This window comes from Blautia sp. JLR.GB0024 (assembly GCF_037000545.1).
In the GTDB taxonomy this organism is placed as follows: Bacteria; Bacillota; Clostridia; order Lachnospirales; family Lachnospiraceae; genus Blautia; species Blautia celeris.
The window spans coordinates 55,060-75,349 of sequence record NZ_JBANBF010000018.1 but is presented as its reverse complement, the minus strand read 5'-3'; the positions used below and the strand labels follow the sequence as shown (position 1 = coordinate 75,349).

General features: G+C 44.7%; 17 protein-coding genes and 1 other annotated feature. Of the genes, 4 read left to right on the top strand and 13 right to left on the bottom strand.

Features of this window, described 5'->3' with window-relative positions; all coding sequences use genetic code 11:
* The 10 genes from V8Q34_RS24340 to V8Q34_RS24295 all read right to left on the bottom strand — a co-directional run bounded on the left by V8Q34_RS24340 (position 1) and on the right by V8Q34_RS24295 (position 10,904).
* Positions 1–960, bottom strand: coding sequence for a GNAT family N-acetyltransferase (locus V8Q34_RS24340; RefSeq protein ID WP_103732789.1), 960 nt, complete (start codon positions 958–960; stop codon positions 1–3).
* An 84-nt stretch (positions 961–1,044) separates the two neighbouring features.
* Entirely contained in the window at positions 1,045–1,554 is a 510-nt protein-coding gene (locus tag V8Q34_RS24335) for an L-2-amino-thiazoline-4-carboxylic acid hydrolase (RefSeq protein ID WP_187370656.1), read from the bottom strand.
* A gap of 266 nt (positions 1,555–1,820) precedes the next feature.
* The gene (locus V8Q34_RS24330; protein ID WP_054352296.1) at positions 1,821–2,339 is read right to left on the bottom strand and encodes a hypothetical protein; all 519 of its coding nucleotides are present in this window, start codon (positions 2,337–2,339) and stop codon (positions 1,821–1,823) included.
* A gap of 9 nt (positions 2,340–2,348) precedes the next feature.
* Complete coding sequence (locus V8Q34_RS24325) at positions 2,349–3,503, bottom strand: AAA family ATPase (RefSeq protein ID WP_335836485.1); 1,155 nt, start codon at positions 3,501–3,503, stop codon at positions 2,349–2,351.
* A gap of 728 nt (positions 3,504–4,231) precedes the next feature.
* Positions 4,232–5,728 (bottom strand): response regulator transcription factor, encoded by a 1,497-nt coding sequence (locus tag V8Q34_RS24320; protein WP_335836484.1) that lies wholly within the window; start codon positions 5,726–5,728, stop codon positions 4,232–4,234.
* Complete coding sequence (locus tag V8Q34_RS24315) at positions 5,718–7,562, bottom strand: cache domain-containing sensor histidine kinase (RefSeq protein ID WP_227211049.1); 1,845 nt, start codon at positions 7,560–7,562, stop codon at positions 5,718–5,720. Before V8Q34_RS24315 ends, V8Q34_RS24320 begins: the two co-directional genes overlap by 11 nt.
* Before the next feature lie 185 nt (positions 7,563–7,747).
* Positions 7,748–8,587 (bottom strand): carbohydrate ABC transporter permease, encoded by an 840-nt coding sequence (locus V8Q34_RS24310; protein ID WP_227211050.1) that lies wholly within the window; start codon positions 8,585–8,587, stop codon positions 7,748–7,750.
* Positions 8,588–8,598: 11 nt separating this feature from the next.
* Positions 8,599–9,507, bottom strand: coding sequence for a carbohydrate ABC transporter permease (locus V8Q34_RS24305; protein ID WP_148393311.1), 909 nt, complete (start codon positions 9,505–9,507; stop codon positions 8,599–8,601).
* Between the two features lie 65 nt (positions 9,508–9,572).
* Complete coding sequence (locus V8Q34_RS24300; protein WP_335836483.1) at positions 9,573–9,869, bottom strand: hypothetical protein; 297 nt, start codon at positions 9,867–9,869, stop codon at positions 9,573–9,575.
* Positions 9,870–9,917: 48 nt separating this feature from the next.
* Positions 9,918–10,904, bottom strand: a complete 987-nt coding sequence (locus V8Q34_RS24295) for an ABC transporter substrate-binding protein (protein WP_335836482.1) — start codon at positions 10,902–10,904, stop codon at positions 9,918–9,920.
* A 364-nt stretch (positions 10,905–11,268) separates the two neighbouring features.
* Between V8Q34_RS24295 and V8Q34_RS24290 the strand changes: the two genes are divergently transcribed.
* The 4 genes from V8Q34_RS24290 to V8Q34_RS24275 all read left to right on the top strand — a co-directional run bounded on the left by V8Q34_RS24290 (position 11,269) and on the right by V8Q34_RS24275 (position 16,600).
* Entirely contained in the window at positions 11,269–12,444 is a 1,176-nt protein-coding gene (locus tag V8Q34_RS24290; protein ID WP_335836481.1) for a Gfo/Idh/MocA family protein, read from the top strand.
* A gap of 178 nt (positions 12,445–12,622) precedes the next feature.
* On the top strand, positions 12,623–13,402 hold the full coding sequence (sigG, locus tag V8Q34_RS24285; RefSeq protein WP_033142663.1) for an RNA polymerase sporulation sigma factor SigG: 780 nt from the start codon (positions 12,623–12,625) through the stop codon (positions 13,400–13,402).
* A gap of 112 nt (positions 13,403–13,514) precedes the next feature.
* Positions 13,515–13,709 (top strand) — a binding site (T-box leader).
* A gap of 59 nt (positions 13,710–13,768) precedes the next feature.
* Positions 13,769–15,730: a threonine--tRNA ligase gene (thrS, locus tag V8Q34_RS24280; RefSeq protein WP_033142664.1), complete on the top strand. Its 1,962-nt coding sequence runs from the start codon at positions 13,769–13,771 to the stop codon at positions 15,728–15,730.
* A 42-nt stretch (positions 15,731–15,772) separates the two neighbouring features.
* Positions 15,773–16,600 carry an undecaprenyl-diphosphate phosphatase gene (locus V8Q34_RS24275; protein ID WP_335836480.1) on the top strand — a complete coding sequence of 276 codons (828 nt, stop codon included), beginning with the start codon at positions 15,773–15,775 and terminating at the stop codon, positions 16,598–16,600.
* 44 nt (positions 16,601–16,644) lie between these two features.
* Here the strand turns inward: V8Q34_RS24275 and V8Q34_RS24270 are convergent, their stop codons facing one another.
* The 3 genes from V8Q34_RS24270 to V8Q34_RS24260 all read right to left on the bottom strand — a co-directional run bounded on the left by V8Q34_RS24270 (position 16,645) and on the right by V8Q34_RS24260 (position 20,149).
* On the bottom strand, positions 16,645–18,147 hold the full coding sequence (locus V8Q34_RS24270; protein ID WP_103731711.1) for an alpha-N-arabinofuranosidase: 1,503 nt from the start codon (positions 18,145–18,147) through the stop codon (positions 16,645–16,647).
* Between the two features lie 136 nt (positions 18,148–18,283).
* Complete coding sequence (locus tag V8Q34_RS24265) at positions 18,284–19,816, bottom strand: glucosyltransferase domain-containing protein (RefSeq protein ID WP_335836479.1); 1,533 nt, start codon at positions 19,814–19,816, stop codon at positions 18,284–18,286.
* A gap of 78 nt (positions 19,817–19,894) precedes the next feature.
* Positions 19,895–20,149 carry a YlmC/YmxH family sporulation protein gene (locus V8Q34_RS24260; protein ID WP_018598391.1) on the bottom strand — a complete coding sequence of 85 codons (255 nt, stop codon included), beginning with the start codon at positions 20,147–20,149 and terminating at the stop codon, positions 19,895–19,897.
* Between the last annotated feature and the right edge of the window lie 141 nt (positions 20,150–20,290).

Below are 20,290 nucleotides of genomic sequence, written 5' to 3'. Positions count from 1 at the left end.
TTAGATACGCTCTGATACCTGCAGAATATGTTCATCAATACGACGGACAAGACCGTGGGTATACGCTGAAAAATATTTCTGCCAGAAGGCATATGCGGTCGGGTTAAGACTCTCATAGTCTACACCCAGATACGCATAGCCTTCTTTTTTTAATAAATCAACCGCATAATTAAGAAGGTTCTGAAATACGCCTTTGCCCCGGTGTTCCGAAAGGCAGTATGCTGCTGTTATGTGCAGATACTCCGGAATTTCGGTAATACAGGTTTCACCGGACTGGGAAATTTTCAGGTATGCGCATGGCTGACCTTTATATCTGGATATAAAACATCGTTCTTCTTCTGCTGTAAATGTGCTGCAGAAGTCTTCCTGTGCCGCTGCGGCACGGTTCATGAAAAACGGGCTGCTGTAATAGTGACGCATCAGCATAAGTTCCAGCGGATACGCCAGAGAAATTGTTTCCGGGGTAAGCTCCTCGATTTCATAGTTTTCATTTCGGATACAGGTTATCGGCTCCATGGTTCGGACAGCATCGATACACCGCATGCCAAAACCATAGCGAAAAAACTGCTGTTGCGCCGTTTCATCGTGAGCATATAAGCAGATGCCGTGGCTGACCGCACCGGCTCTGACCCATTTCCGTGCGGCAAACCGGTACATGGCAGCGTATATGTCTGCTCTGTTCTGCCTCACTGCTGCATGAGTGCCCATAGGAGAGAATATCCCTTTGGCATCTGTTGATCCAAACGCATGGTCAAACGGTTCTGTACAGCACAGAAAGCCTGTCATCGTATTGCCTTCGTATGCTGCTGCTCCCAGGCCGTTGTCAGCAAAATATGTTAAGTCGGTTAGTTCCTTGGCACCCGGAAGATCCGGTACCCTGTTCTGCTCCTCTTGGTAGCATGACAGGGCAAGTTTCTTTGCGTTTGCAATATGTTCACGTGTAAAATTGACAATATTCATGTATTCTCCTTATGTTTGATACGGTGCGGCATGACTGCGGTTCACCTTGCTGCCCCAAGGCAGGACTGTGAACCGTCATAGGTATTACTTTTTATGATAATATAAACGGCATACATCATCACCTTTGGCTATGGACCTCAGAAGTTTCAGACGGCCGCCGTAAGCCTCTCCAATGCCGTGGTCGCCGCACATGGCTATGTCGCAGAGTTTCGATATTTCTTCGTCTGTACAGCCGGCTTTCTGCCAGGCTTTTACTAATGGACAGTAATGAAAATCAATGGCCAGCTCTTTGTCTGTGCTTTTTCTGATCTTCATTTCAAATACCCACTGGGCAGGTTTTGTAAATAACTGTTTTCTGAGACCTTTCAGACTATTGGTCCCTCCTTGTTTTACTAACTCCGCCCCCTGCCCCAGGCCACAGCGGCGGATTGCCGCGCTTCCGAAATCTTCCCAGTCAAGCCCTCTTTTTCCGGCTTCATCACAAAGAAGATACAGCCACGCCGCACGCTGTTCAAGCTGTCCTCTGACAGCCTGGATGAGTTTATTCTTGATCTTTGGTTCGTTTTTTATTTTAGATATACAATTTTTTTCCATATTTTTTCCCCCCTGCCTGTTTATTACAAACATAGTTGTCAGTTACCTTAGTCTTACTGTATAATGTCTTACGAATAGATTATAGCATAGGGGGATGTTCGGAAACAATCTGTAACTCCTTTAAAATCCATTCCGGGCAATCGGGCATTCCCTTTGCCGGAACCGGCTCTTTGATGCTTACTGCCATCGGGATCCCTCCTTCCTGATTTTTAGCATAAGAAAAGCGCCTGCACCTCTGCAAGCGCCTTTCAACATTTTGATTATTACTATCGCAACAAGTCCAATAAAGTATATTCACCCTTTTGAACTTTCGACAATTCATGATACTTTTTTATAGCTGCCACAAGAACTGTCGGATTGCTGAAGTAATCCTTCACAAAATCATAGGACTTTACCTCTGCCATCTTCAAATCTTCTTTACAAAAACCACTTGGTTTCTTCCCGGATTTCTTAAATTCCTTGTACTTATCCTCATTAAAAATGATTAGCATTTCAATTTCCGGAGCCGTAATCACATTTATGACATCCACCTTATTGGCATATGCCTTACTAAGCTTAAAGTTTTCACGCCTTGAGTCAAGAATCCTTATAACAGAAATCTTATTCATAAATCCTTTTCTCAAGTACTTTTCCTCAAACTTCTTGCCTTCTCTGCAACGGATCACTTCCTCTTCAATCATCTCTTCTCTGGAAAAGATTAAAAGTTCATGATCCAAGAGTATATCCATGATTGCATTTTCAGCTGAACCCTCACAGATACACGCCTTATATTCTGCTAATTCCATAGGCACCTCCTATATAAGGGCTGCTGCTATACTTTTCTTTAGCTGCATATAAGCCTCATATGTTGGAGTTGTACCTTCAAGGAAACCGCTCTGGTATGCATCACTCTTCTTGATATCATTTCGTTTCAGTATATTAGATAAATTCTCTACCGTAATACCATTGCGATTTCTGGTAATAAATATGCTGTCATTGCGATCATATTCATCCAGTAGTTCCGGATAATGTGTAGAAAAAACAAGTGTACCACCATTCTTATTCAGCTTGCTATCCATAAAGAAGCGCATCAGCGTTGTAACAATTTCTTTGTTAAAATGATTCTCAATTTCATCTACAACAATATATCCACCGTTTTGCAGTACTTCCTGAGCCAAGGTAAAAGTTATCATTCCTTTTACAGTACCAGAGGAAAGGTAGTTGTTCAATTCTACAGGGTTATGAAACAGGATTTCTTCTTTTCCCTTAAATTTCAGATGGATTAAGGGCTTTTGGTCCTTTTCATCAAAATGCAGGCTCTCAATTGTTGGATCTAGGAACGTGATAACCTCTGCAGGTATATCTTCCGAGAACGGAAGCACATTCACATTCGTATATTTCAAGAGATTGACAATACGCACATGTTCCTTTGTCTTTTTATTTTTGGCAATCATTATACTTACATCATCAGATAAAAATGCCTCCTGACCACTTCTGATTATTGCCGGCTCTCTTCCATCAAAATCTAACATTGCTTTACGGGTAGTTACCTCATCTACATTCTTTGTCCATAAAGACTCTGAAACAATACTGTAACTTGCCCCTTCCGACTTGCTCTTACGAGACGTAATAATCGTTTCCAATCGACAAATCTCTTTAGTCTTTCTCGAAAAGAAATACGAATTCAATTTAACTTCTCGTGCATCCCCCAAAATATCTCTGGTCTCAATGTGGTTGATTGGTTCATTATTGATCATTTCCAATACAAGCAAAATCACCTTCAGTACAGAAGTCTTTCCTGAGGCATTAATACCAATGAATCCATTTGCAGAATTCAAATAAATATTTGAAAATAATGGACACAAAATGTTCTTATGTTCTTCTACAACTCTCTGCTGTGCATAAAAGCTCAAATCCAATTTTTCCTTAAAAAGCGGTAATCCTTCCGCTGTAATACGAAGAAGCTTCATAATTACCTCCAAATTTATACACGATTTTGGTGTTTATATTTTTTCAGATAATTGTAGTATATCACCTCATTTTAAATTTATCAACAGGTTTTCCGTTTTTAATCATAAATCATAGTTCTATATTCCCTTTTGCGATTTTGCATATTTGACCCACCCGCCGTTCTAAGACACTTTACACAAATCTTATAATATATTCTTGTATTTTTACCCCTAGCAATACTGTTTACTGCAAACTTCCTGTATTGATCCATGCATTCATTGACAGGACATGAATGCTTATTATTTATGCTTGTCTGTGGTCTGTTTTGTATACCTATATTTATATTTGCAATCTATATCTTGATATAAACAAATTATTTAATCGTTTTATTCATGAATTAAATTTTCAAAACCTATTGAATTTCACCTACTAATATGATATATTGTAAATAGAAAAGGAACAACCATCCAAAGTGGTTTGACCTATGCAAAAGTAGAAAATCCACCCCCGCTCGTCAAAGTTTAAGGGTGGTTTTTCTATGTAAACTAATGACTCATCAAGTAAATGAAAGTCAGTAGTGCGATTAGAAAAATTCCGAACTGCATCAGATCATTAAAACTGAATTTGTTCTTCATGTGCACCACCTCCATTCTCTATAGAATGAAGGTCAAGCCACCCTTTCACACGGTTGTTCCTCAATTTTTATGATATCATATTCATTTTGCATTTGCAATCTATATATTGTCATTTACAACTTTTTATTTCCTTTCTCTTTCCTGAACGTATCCGGCGACATTTCCGTATATTTTTTGAACACTTTTGAAAAATATGTACAGTTCTCAAATCCCAATACATCAGAAACCTCATATACGAGATAACCCTTCTCCAACATTTCCTTTGCCAGCTCCACCTTCCTCATATTCACATATTCAATAAAATTCTGCCCCATCTCCTTTTTAAATACTGTACTCAGATAGGCACTGGAAACACCGATCTCTCTGGCTGCTTCTGACTGATGTATCTGTGTCCTCAGATGTGTATCAATATAATGAAAAACACTGCAGAGAATCTCAGAGCGGCTGCATTTATAATCAATCAAAAACCGTTCATAAAAAGCATCTGTAAATTCCAAAAACCATTTTTCTATTTCTGACAAACTGCTGCTCATCATCAGTGACTGATAATGGCAATTATCACCGCGCACTTCAATTTCTTCAATAGCCCCGTTTAATCCCTGGGCAGTCATGGAGAATACCCCAAGCATATCCATAAAAATTCGCCGCAGCACATTGATATTTATATACCGTTCTTCATATACAGCCGTGAAGATATGTGTTATAGTCTTTTTTATCTCCTCCCTGTCCAATTCACTTACCGCCTTCTTCAGCGCTGCCTGCATATGCGGCATTCTATTTGGACTGTGCTCTTTCGCCGGTATTTTTTCTGTAAAATAATGTATTCTCTGCTCTTCATCATAATAGCTCATCATCTGAATCTGCTCTGCAAGGGCAATGGCCCGGTTAATGTCCGTCTCTTCCTTCATGACCCCCTCATAGATTCCCAAATATAACTTTATCAGACAGCGCTGCATCAATATCTGGTAAAGCTCCTCATAAAATTCTCCCGGAAACCGGCTGTCAAACACAAAATAACAGCACTGCGCTCCTTTGTGAATCTGCAGATATTCCTGCCCGCGCTTCTGAAACCACGCTCTGCACTGCTCGGTAACAGAAAATATCCCATCCTGTTTTTCTTTATGGGGCAGGATACACAGAAGCGTCCGGTAAGTCCCCACATCCTGAAAGATGTCTTTTCCTGTGTGGCTGATAATCTCCTCATACCGTATTTCCCGGACACGGAAAAACGGCTGCTTTTCTGCCCTGCATTTCAAAAGAATTTCTTTCAGCTCCTGGGAAGAGAGATTCAGTTTCCGCAGATAATCATATGCCCCCAGCTTCATGGCCTCTTTTACCATCTCAAATTCTTCATTACAGCTTATAACAATAACTTTACAGTCCAGATTATTTTTATTTAAATATTCCAGAATCTGCAGTCCGTTCACTTTCGGTATATTCAGGTCAAGAAGCAGAATGTCCGGATGCTTATTTTCTATGGATTGGATTGCTTCCTGTCCATCCTTTGCATCCTCCAGCAGAATAAATCCAAGAGCCTCCCAATCAAGGAGCTGATGCAGGCCGACTCTGGCCAATATCTCATCTTCTATGATCAATACCTTATTCTTCATACCCTTTCCTTTCTGCCCGTGAATGTGCCTGAAATTCCGTTTTCTTTGGAATCCGAATCCATATTTCAAATCCCGCTTTTACCTGTTCATTGAATATCAGCCCATAATTGTCCCCGTACAGCATTTTTAAACGGGAGTTCACATTGTAAAGCCCCATACCGGTAAATGTCCTTTGATTCCTGTGCGGACTTTTCAGCATCTCCTCCACCATATCCTTATCTGCAGAATTTCCGTTGTTAAATATGGAAATCAGAAAATCATGCTCATACTCCACTGCTGAGACAATGATCTGCCCCGCCGTCACATCTTTTACGCCGTGCAGAATAGCATTTTCCACAATAGGCTGCATGGTAAATGCAGGGATCTCATAGAAATATAAATCCGTGGGGATCACATTATAATACTGAAAAGAATTTCCGAATCTGAATTTCATAATATCCACATAGGCCTCTAAAAGCGCTGTCTCCTGTCCCACTGTTGTCATGCCGTTTCTGTTGTCATAGACACCGTGCAGGATTTCCCCCAGGGATTCCAATGCACGGGAGGTCCTCACATCCTGCTCCTCCCTGGCCATGATTCGGATAGAATTCACGGTGTTGAATATAAAATGCGGAGAGATTTGCGACATCAACATCTCATAATGAGCCTTCTCTTTCAGATGGCTTTCTGTCTTCACCTTTTCAATCAGTTCTTCTATCCTCAGTCCCGCCCTGTTGTAGCTTGCAATAAATTTATGTATTTCCAGAAATGACTGTTCCGGCTCCTGAATCTTCAGGATTCCGTTCTCAGAGTTTTCCAGATTCTCCACCAGATTCGTAAGTGGCCTTGACAGTTTCCTGGAAAAATAAATCATGGTGATTATGGTGGCGGCAATTAAAAGCAGAACCATTCCGAGAATATTTCTGGAAATCCTAAGATTTCCCTCCAGATAGACCCTGCCCGGAACGGCGTACACCAAAGTATTCCCGCCGTGCTCCATAGAAACTGCCATGTACTTATAACCATTTTTCAAAACTCCCTGGATTATGGTATCGGCTTCTTTCCTCCACACAGGTTCCTCTTTTATGAGTAACTGCACCAGCCTATCTTTTTCCCCATTATATTCCATCTGCATTTCCCTGCTGCCGTCAAAAATATAAAAAGTCCCCTCGTCCAGGGGCACCATGGCCTGCGTGAATTTCCCCCATATTTTTGTACCGGAGAGCTGAATGAGAAGAACCCCCAGCTTCTCGCCGGAATAATCCAGCACACTTCTGCCGATGTAGAGATAGCGGTATTCCCGTATAGGATATGTGGTCATCTCTGCAAAAAAATCCTGCAGTTCTGTGCAGAAAGTGGTTTTTCGTCCATTGGATACAATCTGCTGATACCAGTCCTGTCCTTCATAATCTACGGAAGTACGGCTCAGATTGTGTGCACCGATCAGATATCCGGAGTTTGTCAAAATGGCAATTTTGCCCCCCACTGCATTCAGAACTGAGCTTTCCATCTCAGACAGCCTTGCTGACAGCTCTGTCTTAGCCCGATACAGATCATAACTGTCCCCGGAACGAGCCATCGTGTGCAGATTCTCCAATACACTTTTGCTGGTCATCATCATACTGGTAGAGTAGTTGGTCACTTCAATCATCTGATCTCCGTTTGCCTTGATCTGAGACAGAAGTGTTGAATCATAACTGGTCATGTTTTCTGTTGTAACCCTCTGTAAATAAATGTTCAGAAACATAAGTGCCAGACATAACGGCAGGACCACAAAACACCCCATGTACACAATGAGCTGTGTCCTGATACTTTTGTTTTTCAAACTGAAATGTCTGCTTCTTTCCCTCTCCATACGGTATCCGCCCTCTTTTATCCTTCATTCTAATATCTTAAATCTTTTTGTCAACTTTTCGCCTTGTATTCCCATTACTTTCCAGTTCGGCCCATCGCGAAGCTTGTCTAAGCTATATGGCTTTCTCCGCAATTCCTGCTCAGCAAAACAGGGCTGCCGCACATTTTGTGCGCCAACCCTTAAATCTACCCCTTCACAGCTCCGGCAGACAGTCCTTCCACAAGGTTCTTCTGCACTAATGCGAAGAACAGCAATATGGGAACAAGGCTGATAACCACTGCTGACATCAATAATCCCCAGTCCACAGAGTATTGTCCGATAAAATCCTGCATTCCCACCTGAATGGTCTTTTTTAGTGTTGTGTTGATGAAAATAGATGCATACATATATTCATCCCAGGATGACATGAAACAGAAAAGCGCTGTCACAAACAGTCCCGGTTTTGCCACGTAAAAGATAACGGAGAAAAAGGAACGTAATCTGCTGCATCCGTCGATCATGGCTGATTCCTCCAGTTCCCACGGAATCGTGGAAAAAAATGCACAGGTATTCCAGATGGCAAAAGGAAGGGTAAAGGAACAGTACATCAGTATCAGCCCCCCATAACTGTCAATGAGCTGAAAATGTTTCATGATAATATAATACGGTATACACAGCAGGATTCCCGGAAACATTCTCGTCATCAGCACTGCCATCTTGATTTTCCCGGCGCCCAAAATGCGGTATCTTGTCAGCCCATATGCAGCCATGACAGACAATACCATACAGATAACCGTTGTCACTGCCGTAATAAATATACTGTTCATAAAATATCTAACAAAATTTGATTCAAAAATCACATGGCGGAAATTTTCAAATGTCACATATGTAGGAATGATCTGCTTTGGATCATATATCTGTTCCTGTGTTTTCAGCGCTGTCAGCACAACGTATACAAACGGTGCCACAGCAATAAATACCATCAGAACTGTAAAGATATAAGCACCTGCCATTCTGATATTCTTTTTCTGTTTTTTATTCAGCATTTGCCCCTCCTCTACTCTTTCTCACTTACCATGCGCAGATATATCCCGGAAAATACTGCCATGAAAATAAATAAAATCACAGACGCCGCCGCTGCCGTACCGAAGTTATGGTTAATAAAGGCCTCACGGTAGGCAAAGGTGTAAAGTATCTCCGTACTGTACAGGGGGCCGCCGCCGGTCATCAGCCAGATGGTGTTAAAGCAGGACACAATACCTATAAGATTCAAAATCGTGGCTATTGCCAGCGGCTCCTTGATGATAGGCAGCGTGATTCTCCAAAAGCATTGGAAACGGCTGGCCCCGTCAATTTCAGCGCTCTCATATACATCACCGGGAATGCCCTGCAGCGCAGCCAGAATAAATATCATCTGGAACGGAATCCCCTTCCAGATTGCCACAAGAACCACGCACCAGAAGGCAGAGCCGATATTCCCAAGCCAGGAGATGGATTCCGTGATAGCTCCTAACTTTACGGCAAGTATGTTGATGATTCCCACATTTGCATTATATAAAAAGGTAAATGTCATTGCCGCGATCGCGTGCGGAACAGCCCAGGGCACCAGAATCAAAGTGCGGTATACAGACCTTCCTTTCAGTTTCATATTCAGTGCCAGCGCCAGCAGCATGGCTGCCACAAGCTGTATAACAAGATTCACCAGTGTCCATTTTACTGTATTTCCGATAGACTGCAGAAAAATCTTGTTGGCAAATATATTCTTATAATTTTCCAGTCCTGCAAAGGTATTGAAGATACTGTCCTTTGGACGAACAAGATTGTAATTGACAAAACTAAGATAAATACCGCGGAACAGCGGATAGATCGAGAGGGCCAGGACTGCCGTGACCGCCGGTGCCAGAAGCAGATATCCAGGCCAGTTTTTCTTCAGTTCCAGTCCCGCCCTTTTTTGTTTTCTTCCCATAATCCCACCTCAGGACGGGCAGCTCTCCCCGGCTGCGCCGGAGAGACGATAACCCGCTTTCTTGTCTACTTATAGTTGGATGCAATATTCTCATTCAGTTTCTGCGTCAGGGACTTAAGCGCTTCCTCTGCCGTTGCCTTTCCGTAATCCACCTCCAGGATCGCATTGGTGATCAGTTCGTCGATGGCCTTTTCATTGATAACAGCCGGACGGGCACAGGTATATGGGAACTCATCTGTAAATACCTTCAGGCGTTCTTTTCCCTCCAGCGCTTTTGCATAATCAAAATCCTTACGTGCGGAAATCTTTCCCTGGACAGCCAGAATCGGATCCCCTTTTTCAGAATTGATGTACTGGATCAAATCATATGCCAGTTCCGGATTCTTGCTGTTAGCGTTGATATTCCAGGTCTAGCCTCCCAGTACGGTTGCCTGTGTCTTTCCTTCCACCATGGTGGTGATCCCATAATTCAGATCAGGATTGATACCGTCAACACCGTTTGCACACCAGTCCCCGCCCAGAAGGAAGGTGGCCTCTCCATTGGCAAAGCTTTCATAAACCTTATCCCATGTTGTAGCCTCTTTAAATGATTCTACCAGTCCTCCGTTTTCAATCATGCCGCAGATATAGTCCCAGGCTTCTTTCCCCTGTTCATTATCAATCACCACAGATGGTGTCTCACCGCTGGTATCAATGACCGGACATTCATTCTGATAGAAGAAGGAATAAAACGCATATGCACTCTGATAGGTGATGATTCCGCCGTATCCGGCCTCCTTCACTTTTTCAAGGGCACCGGAAAGCTCTTCCCAGTTTGTGGGAACTGAAAGTCCCAGTTCATCCAGACGTTCCTTGTTATAGTACAAACCGCAGCAGTCCATGTACCAGGGAACAGAGTAATATTCTCCCTGGAACTTACCGGAATTCAGCGGCCCTTCCTGATACTGGGAAACCAGATCCTCCGGCGTGGCCAGTTCACTCAAAGGATATAGAAGACCCATTGCCGCCAAATCAATGGCATGTCCTGAATTATCCATAATCACAATATCTGCACCGCCGCCTGCCAGGGCCGCTGTCTGAAAAGATTCCTTAATATCCTGCTGGGAAGCTCCCTGCAGCGTGATTTTTGTACCGGGATGTTCCTCCTCATAATGCCTGATAGTCTTTGTAAACTCCCCGCCAAGGTCCGTGGATTCATCAACCCAGTCATTTGTCATAAGAAGTGTAATCTCTGCAGAATCTCCCTTATCACTGTTCTCCCGGCTGTCTTCCTTTTTTTCATTCTCGGTGCTTTCTTCTTTCTTGTTCTCCTGACCGCTGTCGGAACTACCGCACGCTGTGGTCCCTAATATCATTGCTGCCGCCATCAGTACGGCTGTCACTTTTTTTCTTTTCATACCTTCATACCTTCTTTTCCTTACAATTTTTTAACGGTTTACTGTACCCTTCTTTGCATTTTCAAAACGCCGGCTGTTTCGGAATTGCTATAAACACATTAAAACATATCCCTGTTATTTTTAGAATAAATATATTATTTGACTTTTTACCGTTCCTTCTTAAAAAATTTTCAAATTCCTTATCTTTTTTCCACCTGTTGTATTTTTAAGTTTTTTACGGCTTAAAAATAAAATATGTACTGATCCGCAAAAAAACCTGTCTGTTTTTTCGATTATTTCGCTCTGATTCAAAAGTTATCTTCATTCCCTGATACGTGTATCTGGACTAAAATCTTATGTACAGAAGAAAAGGAGGACTTTGAATATGAAAAAATTAAATGTAGCCCTGGTTGGGCTGAGCTTTGGACTGGAATTCGTTGCCATCTACTGCAGGCATCCCGATGTGGATAAGGTCTATGTTGTAGACAAAAATCAAAAACTTCTGGACCTTGCCAGAGAACGGTACAGCATCCCCCAAAGCCAGTGCTTCACTGACTTGCAGGATGTACTGGATATACCCGAGATCGATGCCGTCCATCTGGTGACGCCGCCTTCCACACACGCACCGTTTTCTGTACGGGTGCTGAATGCAGGAAAACACTGCGGCTGCACAATCCCCATGGGCATGAGCCTGGAGGAATTAAAACAGGTTATTGCCGCAAGAAAGGCCGCAGGCAAGAATTATATGTTCATGGAAACCACCATCTTCCAGAGGGAATTTCTCTATCTGAAAGAACTGTATGAGAAAGGGGAACTTGGTCGTCTGCAGTACATGACATGCGCCCACTATCAGGATATGGAAGGCTGGCCTGATTACTGGAAAGGTTTTCCTCCCCTTATGCATCCCACCCATGCGGTTGCACCGTGTCTGATGCTTGCGGGACATCTGCCGGAAAAAGTATACGCCAGAGGTTCAGGTAAAGTCCGCCGCGAACTGGAAGAACCGTATGGATGCCCTTACGCTTTTGAAGCAGCCTTTATCACCCTTCAGGACAGTGATATCACAATTGAGATGGAGCGCTTTTTATACGGAGTTGCCAGAAGTTATTCTGAGTGTTTCCGTGTATATGGGGAGAATAAAAGCTTTGAGTGGCAGCAGCTTGCAGAGGAAGATCCTGTCATCTACACCAGAACAGGAGCACTGCAGAAAGTGGATATCCTGAATGAAGAAAAAGAAGAATCCAGCAGAGGCGGAGAAATTCTGGAGGAACGGGTCAGGATACCTGATTATGCTTACCTTCTGCCTGATGAGATTGCATCCTTCACCACCAATACGGTTTACAACAATGAAAATACACACCTCTCTTTTAAGCAAGGCGGCGGACACGGTGGTTCTCACCCCCACCTGGTACATGAATTCGTCCGCTCCATCCTGGAAGACCGAAAACCCGCCATCGATGATATCATGGGCGCCTACTGGACCGGCACCGGAATCTGTGCACATGAATCCGCCATGAAAGGCGGGGAAGTGATTACCATTCCCCGGTTTGAACAGCTTTAACCATAACCCAAACCCCTTGTTTTCCAAACAATTTTGTTGAAAACAAGGGGTTTTTATATCTGTTTTTCTGAATTGTCAAGGGCTAAAACTTTATTAAATTTTCCAGGTTGTCGTATATTGTCCGCACCAGGTGAGAATCATTTTACTAGACATTAAAATTTCCAGGAGGATTCTTGCAATGGCACTTAATAAAGTTGAAATATGCGGTGTGAACACTTCCAAACTCCCTGTACTTACCAATGAAGAGAAAGACATTCTGTTCGAGCGGATCAAAAAGGGAGATACGGAAGCCAGAGAATTATATATCAAGGGAAATTTGAGGCTGGTGCTCAGTATCATCAAACGCTTCTCCGCCAGCAACGAAAATGTAGATGATCTCTTCCAGATTGGCTGCATTGGGCTGATGAAGGCCATTGACAATTTCGACACGACACTGAACGTGAAATTTTCTACTTATGCGGTTCCCATGATCATCGGTGAGATCCGCAGGTATCTGCGCGACAACAACTCTATCCGGGTCAGCCGTTCTCTCCGGGATACAGCGTACAAAGCCATCTATGCCAAAGAAAATTACGTCAAGAAAAATCTCAAAGAGCCCACCATCAATGAGATTGCCGAGGAGATCGGCATTGAAAAAGAAGACATTGTCTATGCCCTGGATGCCATCCAAAGCCCGGTCAGCCTCTACGAACCTGTATACACAGAGGGCGGGGATACCCTGTATGTTATGGATCAGATCAGTGATAAAAAGAACAGAGAGGAAAACTGGATCGAGGATCTGTCCCTGAAGGAGGCCATGAAACGCCTGGATGACAGGGAAAAACACATTATCGAAATGCGTTTCTACGAAGGAAAAACCCAGATGGAGGTTGCCCGGGAAATCGGCATCTCCCAGGCTCAGGTCAGCCGTCTGGAAAAGCACGCGCTGAAAAACATGAAAAACTATCTCCGTCCCTGAAAATCCTCACGCTCCTGACTTGACATTCACGCCCATAGATGATATGCTAAACACCAATTCAGAATGTATCCGCCGCCTTTCAACAGGTCTGCCGCTGCATTCTGCCATATGATCCAACGCGTAGACAGGAAGAGTAAAATGTCTATCCATGCAGAGAGGAATGCATACGGTGTGAGCATTCTATGGGGAAACATTTGAAGACCACCCTGGAGCGGCTTTAATAAAGTCCGGCCGACACCGTTATCGTCTGAATGAGTGGTATTTGCAAAAAGGGTGGAACCGCGGTATCTTGTTTATCGTCCCTGAACAGTCTTAGGATTGTTCAGGGTTTTTTTATTTAATCAATTACTCATGGAGGAAAAAAGAATGAAGATCACATTAAAAGACGGCTCCGTAAAAGAATATACGGAATCCAAATCAGTCATTGACATTGCCTTTGACATAAGCGAAGGACTGGCACGGGCTGCCTGCGCAGGCCAGGTGGACGGTCAGATCGTGGATTTAAGAACTGTCATCCACAAGGACTGCAGCCTGAACATTCTCACAGCCAGAGATCCGGAAGGACTTCGTGTTGTCCGCCATACCTGCTCCCATGTACTGGCTGAAGCTGTCAGACATCTGTTTCCCAATGCCAAACTGGCAATCGGGCCGGCAATCGACACCGGCTTCTACTATGACTTTGAGGCAGAACCATTTTCCAGAGAGGACCTTGACCAACTGGAAAAAGAGATGAAACGGATCATCAAGAAAGGAAACAAACTCGAACGCTTCACGCTCCCAAGAGAGGAGGCCATTCGCCTCATGACAGAAAAAGAAGAACCCTACAAAGTGGAACTGATCACAGACCTTCCCGCAGATGCTGAGATTTCCTTCTACTCCCAGGGAGATTTCGTTGATCTGTGCGCAGGACCTCATCTTATGAACACAAAAGGCATCAAAGCGTTTAAACTGACCTCCTCCTCAGGTGCTTACTGGAGAGGGGATTCCAGCAAACCCATGCTGCAGAGAATATACGGCAGCGCCTTTTCCACAAAGGATGAGCTGAACGAATATCTCCAGCACTTGGAAGAGATCAAAAAACGTGACCACAACAAGCTTGGACGTGAAATGGAATTATTCACCACCGTTGATGTGATCGGACAGGGCCTTCCCCTGCTGATGCCAAAAGGCGCTAAGATCATCCAGACACTCCAGAGATGGATCGAGGATGAGGAGGACAACAATTGGGGCTATATCCGTACCAAAACACCCCTCATGGCCAAAAGTGACTTATACAAGATATCCGGTCACTGGGACCACTACAAGGACGGCATGTTTGTTCTGGGAGATGAGGAGACAGACAAAGAAGTGTTTGCTCTGCGCCCCATGACCTGCCCCTTCCAGTATTATGTATATAAATCCAGACAGCGCTCCTACCGCGACCTGCCTCTTCGCTACAGCGAGACCTCCACACTGTTCAGAAACGAGGATTCCGGCGAAATGCACGGCCTGACACGTGTCCGCCAGTTCACCATCTCGGAGGGCCACCTGATCGTCCGCCCGGATCAGATGGTGGAAGAATTCAAAGGCTGTCTGGCGCTTGCCAAGAAATGCCTGACCACACTGGGCCTTCAGGATGATGTGACTTATCATTTATCCAAATGGGACCCGGAAAATACAGAAAAGTATATCGGCGATGCCGAGGTATGGGAACAGACGGAACAGCATATCCGCAGCATTTTAGTGGAACTGGATGTTCCATTTGTGGAGGATGTGGGAGAAGCCGCCTTCTACGGCCCCAAGGTAGATATCAATGCCAAAAATGTATACGGCAAAGAGGATACCATGATCACCATACAGTGGGATGCACTGCTGGCTGAACAGTTTGACATGTACTATATTGACCAGAACGGAGAAAAAGTCCGCCCGTACATTATCCACAGAACTTCCATTGGCTGCTATGAGAGAACTCTGGCATGGCTCATTGAAAAATATGCCGGCATGTTCCCCACCTGGCTCTGCCCGGAACAGGTCCGTATCCTTCCCATCTCTGAAAAATACCAGGATTACGCAGTCAGAGTAGAAAGCGAGTTAAAGAAAAACGGTATCCTCTGCACCATAGACGAGCGTTCCGAAAAGATTGGCTACAAGATCCGTGAGGCAAGGCTCGCAAAAGTTCCTTACATGATCGTTGTGGGAGAAAAGGAAGAAGCAGAAGGAAAAGTGGCAGTCAGAAGCCGTTTCCTTGGTGATGAAGGCCAGAAATCCCTGGATGATTTCATTGATGCTCTCTGCAAGGAAATCCGCACAAAGGAAATCCGCCGCATCGAAACACCAAACAACCAGTAATCTCACGACTCACGACGGGCATCACAGAAAGGAAAAGTATTCATGGATTTTATTGAAATCTTAAAGGCGGTCATTCTAGGTATCATTCAGGGTATCACAGAATGGCTGCCCATCAGCAGCACAGGGCATTTGATCTTGTTTGACAATATCTGGCCCATGACCTCCACACCGGAATTTTTTGAAGTCTTCAAAGTGGTGATCCAGTTCGGCTCCATACTGGCTGTTCTGGTCCTGTTTTTCCACAAGCTGAACCCCCTTTCTCCAAAGAAAAGTACCGCTGAAAAACAGGAGACCTACACACTGTGGAAAAAGGTGGCTGTGGGATGTATTCCCATCGTGATCGCGGGACTGCCCCTTGATATGGTTCTGGAGGACTATCTGTCCAGTGTATACATAATCGCTGCAACCCTGATCCTGTACGGTATTGCCTTTCTTGTCATTGAGAGCAGAAAAAAGCAGCCGAAAATGGAATCTCTGGAGGCACTTACCTATCAGACCGCCTTTTTCATCGGCTGTTTCCAGGTGCTGGCGGCAATTCCCGGAACCTCCAGAAGCGGTGCAACCATCCTGGGCGCTGTCATTCTTGGCTGCTCCCGTTATGTAGCCAGTGAATTTTCCTTCTTTCTTGCCATACCGGTCATGGCCGGCGCCAGCGGTCTGAAGCTGCTGAAATATTTCCTGAAAACAGGCATGTTTTCCGGTGAAGAATGGATTCTCCTGATAATCGGAACCTTTGTCTCCTTTATCGTATCCATTTTTGCCATCCGCATGCTTCTGGGCTACATCAGAAAACATGACTTTAAAATATTCGGTGTCTACCGTATCATACTCGGCATGATCGTCATCCTCTATTTTGCCTTCCTGGGATGACGCAGACAGGGCGCTTTCCCCATGGAAAACGCCCTGTTTTTCTCTTATTTTACTGCCAGATGCAGCACGCTGCACGCAGGTATGGTAAACGCAATTCCTTTGTCCGTGATCTTCACATCTCTAAACTCTTTCACCTTAACAGTTTCCGGCTCCTCAAAAGTATTCATGGCATGCATCTCTTCCGCCAGGATCTCTCCTCTAACCTCTGTCACAGGTTTTTCCAGGATCAGTGCATCCACATCGTAATCCTCATCCAGGGAAAGGTTTGTGATTGTTATATGCATCACTCCCTCCGCATCCACTGATACGGACTCTGTCAGGTTCGGCACCTGATACTCCGCCTCCGCTCCTATGGTCTTTGTGTCGATACGGCTTTCCAGAAGATCCGCATCCTGATGGTATTTATACATGTGAAATACATGGTAGGTCGGTGTCAGCAGCATCTTCTCCCCTTCTGTCAGGATCACAGACTGGAGAACATTCACAAGCTGGGCCAGATTTGCCATATGGACACGGTCACTGTGTTTGTTGAAAATATTCAGATTGATGCCTGCCACCAGTGCATCCCTCATGGTGTTTTGCTGGTAAAGAAATCCCGGATTTGTGCCGGGCTCCACGGTAAACCAGGTCCCCCACTCATCCACGATCATTCCGATCTTCTTCTCCGGGTCATACTTGTCCATAATGGCACCGTGACGGTTGATCAGCTCTTCCATATAAAGTGTTTTGCTCAGAGTTTTGTACCAGACCTTATCATCAAAATCCGTGGCACTTCCCTTAATGTCCCATCCCTCCGGGTGCGTGTAATAATGCAGGGAAAGGCCATCCATAAATCCGTGCTGGAAAGGCTGGCTGTGGCGGAAACAGGTATGCATCACACCCTCTGTCCACTCATAATCATCCACATTTGCTCCGCAGGCAATTTTGTATATCTTTTTATCCGCCTTATAATCTCTCACATAGGTCTGATAACGGCGGTATTCATTGCCGTAATACTCCGGCGTCATATTTCCGCCGCAGCCCCAGTTTTCATTTCCCACACCGAAGAACGCCACGTCCCAGGACTCCTCATGTCCGTTTTCTTTTCTCAGGTCTGCCATGGGAGAAACACCGTCAAAGGTCATATACTCCACCCACTCTGACATTTCCTGCACAGTTCCGCTCCCCACATTTCCGTTTACATAGGCCTCACAGCCAAGCTGGCGGCACAGTTCAAAAAACTCATGGGTTCCAAAGCTGTTGTCCTCCACAACACCACCCCAGTGGGTATTGATAATTTTCTTCCTGCTCTCTTTCGGCCCGATTCCGTCCTTCCAGTGATACTCATCCGCAAAACATCCCCCCGGCCAGCGCAGCACCGGAATCTTCATTTCCTTCAGGGCTTCCACTACATCCGTCCGCATACCGTTCACATTTGGAATCGGGGAATCCTCTCCCACATACAGCCCCTCATAGATACATCTTCCCAGATGTTCAGAGAAATGTCCGTAAATCTCCTTATGTATTTTACTCTTCTTTACCTTTGGGTTAATCACCAGTTTTGTCATCCTGAATGCTCCTTTTCCTCATAAAGTTCTTACCTATAGAGTATCACTTGTATGCACTTCAATACAATTTGTTTTTTATTCATTTCCGAAAAAAATAACCGCAGTGCGTTTGTTCTTCACACTGCGGTCATCCGCATTATTCTGTCACTACATTATTTACACTGTACCATTTTTCCGTGGGCTGTGAGAATTTTACAATGATCATGTCATCCACTTCCCGGATACTGCCCTCCTGCGGCCATGAGGTCATGGATTCCGCCTCCGCTGCGGCTCTTCCGATCATCTCTGCAGATGCCGCTGTCACTGCGTACCCCTGTGTTCGGAGAAAGTCCTTCATTCTGGATACATTTCCCTCATCCCAGGCGAAAATGGAGCCGCCCAGTGTATCCGACTTCTGAACAGGCAGCTCGTCCGGCTGTACCATCCCCACAAAAGCTATGGGCTTTGCATGGTAGTCCATGCCTGCTCTCTGGATGTCATACATGAGCTGGGACGCTGTGGTCACATCCCTCTGATAGGCAATACTTCCATAATAATAGATCATATTCATATTCCTCGCGTTCAGAAACAGCAGATAAGACACAAGCACGATCATGGCCTTCTTTACCACATTTCTTCTGATCGCACTGAATATAAGATAAATCTGCACAGCACCCGCCAGGGGAATTGCCAGAAGCATCCTGCCATGGGTCTTGTAGGTTGCCAAAAGCAGATACATAACAAAGGGTGCAATACAAAGAGCAACCGTATAGAAAAATACCCCAAGCTTATCCTTTGCCCCTCTGCGCCTAAAAAACAGCCAGACAGCATAGATTACAAAGAGCACTGTCACACAGCGGATCACCTCTCCGCCGTAAATATATTCTCCCTCATAGGGAATGGAAAAAGAGACCCTGCCCACATTGAGAACGGAAGCCGCGAACATTGCCTTCCAGTTCTCACTGAACCAGCCGATATAATTCTCCTCCAGATACCCGGCAGTCCCTGAAAAATGCCAGATGATCATATCAATCCCATAATATACCGCAGCAGCCGCAGCGCAGAGCACCGCACAGGTCACAATAAACCGCAGCAGCCCCTTCTCTTCCCTCTTCACAAATTTCAGAAGACAATAAGCCACCACCCCTGTCACATACACACAGATCAATGCCTGATAAATAGCAAAACTGTACAGCAGCAGCAAAAATGCAAGACCTGCATCCTTTTTCCCCCTGCCCTCCACAAACCGGATACTGTACACAAACCCAAAAGCCACAGCCACCATTGCTGTACACACCTGCAGATTGAACATGGAAAAAGAAAGAATCTCTCCCACCACAAACGGCAGTGACGCATAATAGGCCGTAAAGAAAAACATCTGCCACTCTTTGACCTTTTCCTTACCCAGCAGCGCATAGACAAATACAACCCCTGAAAAATGCCAGCACACCACCGAAAGGAAATCCCAGAGAAACGGAGCAAAATTCCCTTCCCTTGTAAAAACCAGATCAAACAGCCAGACTGAAAATCTCCCCTGCAAAAGCCACAAAAGCGACGGCTGATTTGCCAGAATCCAAGTTTCCTCATCGATCGTTATGGTAAAATGCGTCAGCATAAACCCAAAACAGACAAGAGAAAACACCAGTGAGAACAGAAACGCTCTCTTATACTTCACCAAAAATCCCTTCATTGGTTCCCCTCCTTATTACTGCCCTCTATCATACTTCAACAGAAAAAGCGTGTCAAGGAACCACCTCCGCGTAAATTCTTATTCTTTCTTTAGAAACTTATCCTCCTTGATCTCCACCAGAATGATATCCTCCCCAATCTGCTTAATACACTGCCAGGGAATCACATACTCACTGGCCGGCCCAAACAGTCCGCAAAGCTTCCCCGGCACCGGCACAATGATCGCCGTCAGACACCCCGTCTTAGGATCAAACTCCACATCCAAAGGACACCCCAGACTCTTACAAGTACAGATATTAATAACTTCCTTCTGCCTCAAATCACAAACCCGCATAATCCCACCAAAATTCACCCTTATTACCTATCCTATGCCCCCCACCCCGTCCAATTTCCACCTTTTTCTCCCGAATAACGCTCTCTCTTTTCCTTCCGAACGGTTCTCCGACTTTTCCTTCCAAACGACGCTCTCTCTTTT

Bases quoted from the DNA above. Each gene is read 5' to 3' on its own strand.
- V8Q34_RS24340 (WP_103732789.1), bottom strand. From the start codon at position 960: ATGAATATTGTCAATTTTACACGTGAACATATTGCAAACGCAAAGAAA.
- V8Q34_RS24335 (WP_187370656.1), bottom strand. From the start codon at position 1,554: ATGGAAAAAAATTGTATATCTAAAATAAAAAACGAACCAAAGATCAAG.
- V8Q34_RS24330 (WP_054352296.1), bottom strand. From the start codon at position 2,339: ATGGAATTAGCAGAATATAAGGCGTGTATCTGTGAGGGTTCAGCTGAA.
- V8Q34_RS24325 (WP_335836485.1), bottom strand. From the start codon at position 3,503: ATGAAGCTTCTTCGTATTACAGCGGAAGGATTACCGCTTTTTAAGGAA.
- V8Q34_RS24320 (WP_335836484.1), bottom strand. From the start codon at position 5,728: ATGAAGAATAAGGTATTGATCATAGAAGATGAGATATTGGCCAGAGTC.
- V8Q34_RS24315 (WP_227211049.1), bottom strand. From the start codon at position 7,562: ATGGAGAGGGAAAGAAGCAGACATTTCAGTTTGAAAAACAAAAGTATC.
- V8Q34_RS24310 (WP_227211050.1), bottom strand. From the start codon at position 8,587: ATGCTGAATAAAAAACAGAAAAAGAATATCAGAATGGCAGGTGCTTAT.
- V8Q34_RS24305 (WP_148393311.1), bottom strand. From the start codon at position 9,507: ATGGGAAGAAAACAAAAAAGGGCGGGACTGGAACTGAAGAAAAACTGG.
- V8Q34_RS24295 (WP_335836482.1), bottom strand. From the start codon at position 10,904: ATGAAAAGAAAAAAAGTGACAGCCGTACTGATGGCGGCAGCAATGATA.
- V8Q34_RS24290 (WP_335836481.1), top strand. From the start codon at position 11,269: ATGAAAAAATTAAATGTAGCCCTGGTTGGGCTGAGCTTTGGACTGGAA.
- sigG (WP_033142663.1), top strand. From the start codon at position 12,623: ATGGCACTTAATAAAGTTGAAATATGCGGTGTGAACACTTCCAAACTC.
- thrS (WP_033142664.1), top strand. From the start codon at position 13,769: ATGAAGATCACATTAAAAGACGGCTCCGTAAAAGAATATACGGAATCC.
- V8Q34_RS24275 (WP_335836480.1), top strand. From the start codon at position 15,773: ATGGATTTTATTGAAATCTTAAAGGCGGTCATTCTAGGTATCATTCAG.
- V8Q34_RS24270 (WP_103731711.1), bottom strand. From the start codon at position 18,147: ATGACAAAACTGGTGATTAACCCAAAGGTAAAGAAGAGTAAAATACAT.
- V8Q34_RS24265 (WP_335836479.1), bottom strand. From the start codon at position 19,816: ATGAAGGGATTTTTGGTGAAGTATAAGAGAGCGTTTCTGTTCTCACTG.
- V8Q34_RS24260 (WP_018598391.1), bottom strand. From the start codon at position 20,149: ATGCGGGTTTGTGATTTGAGGCAGAAGGAAGTTATTAATATCTGTACT.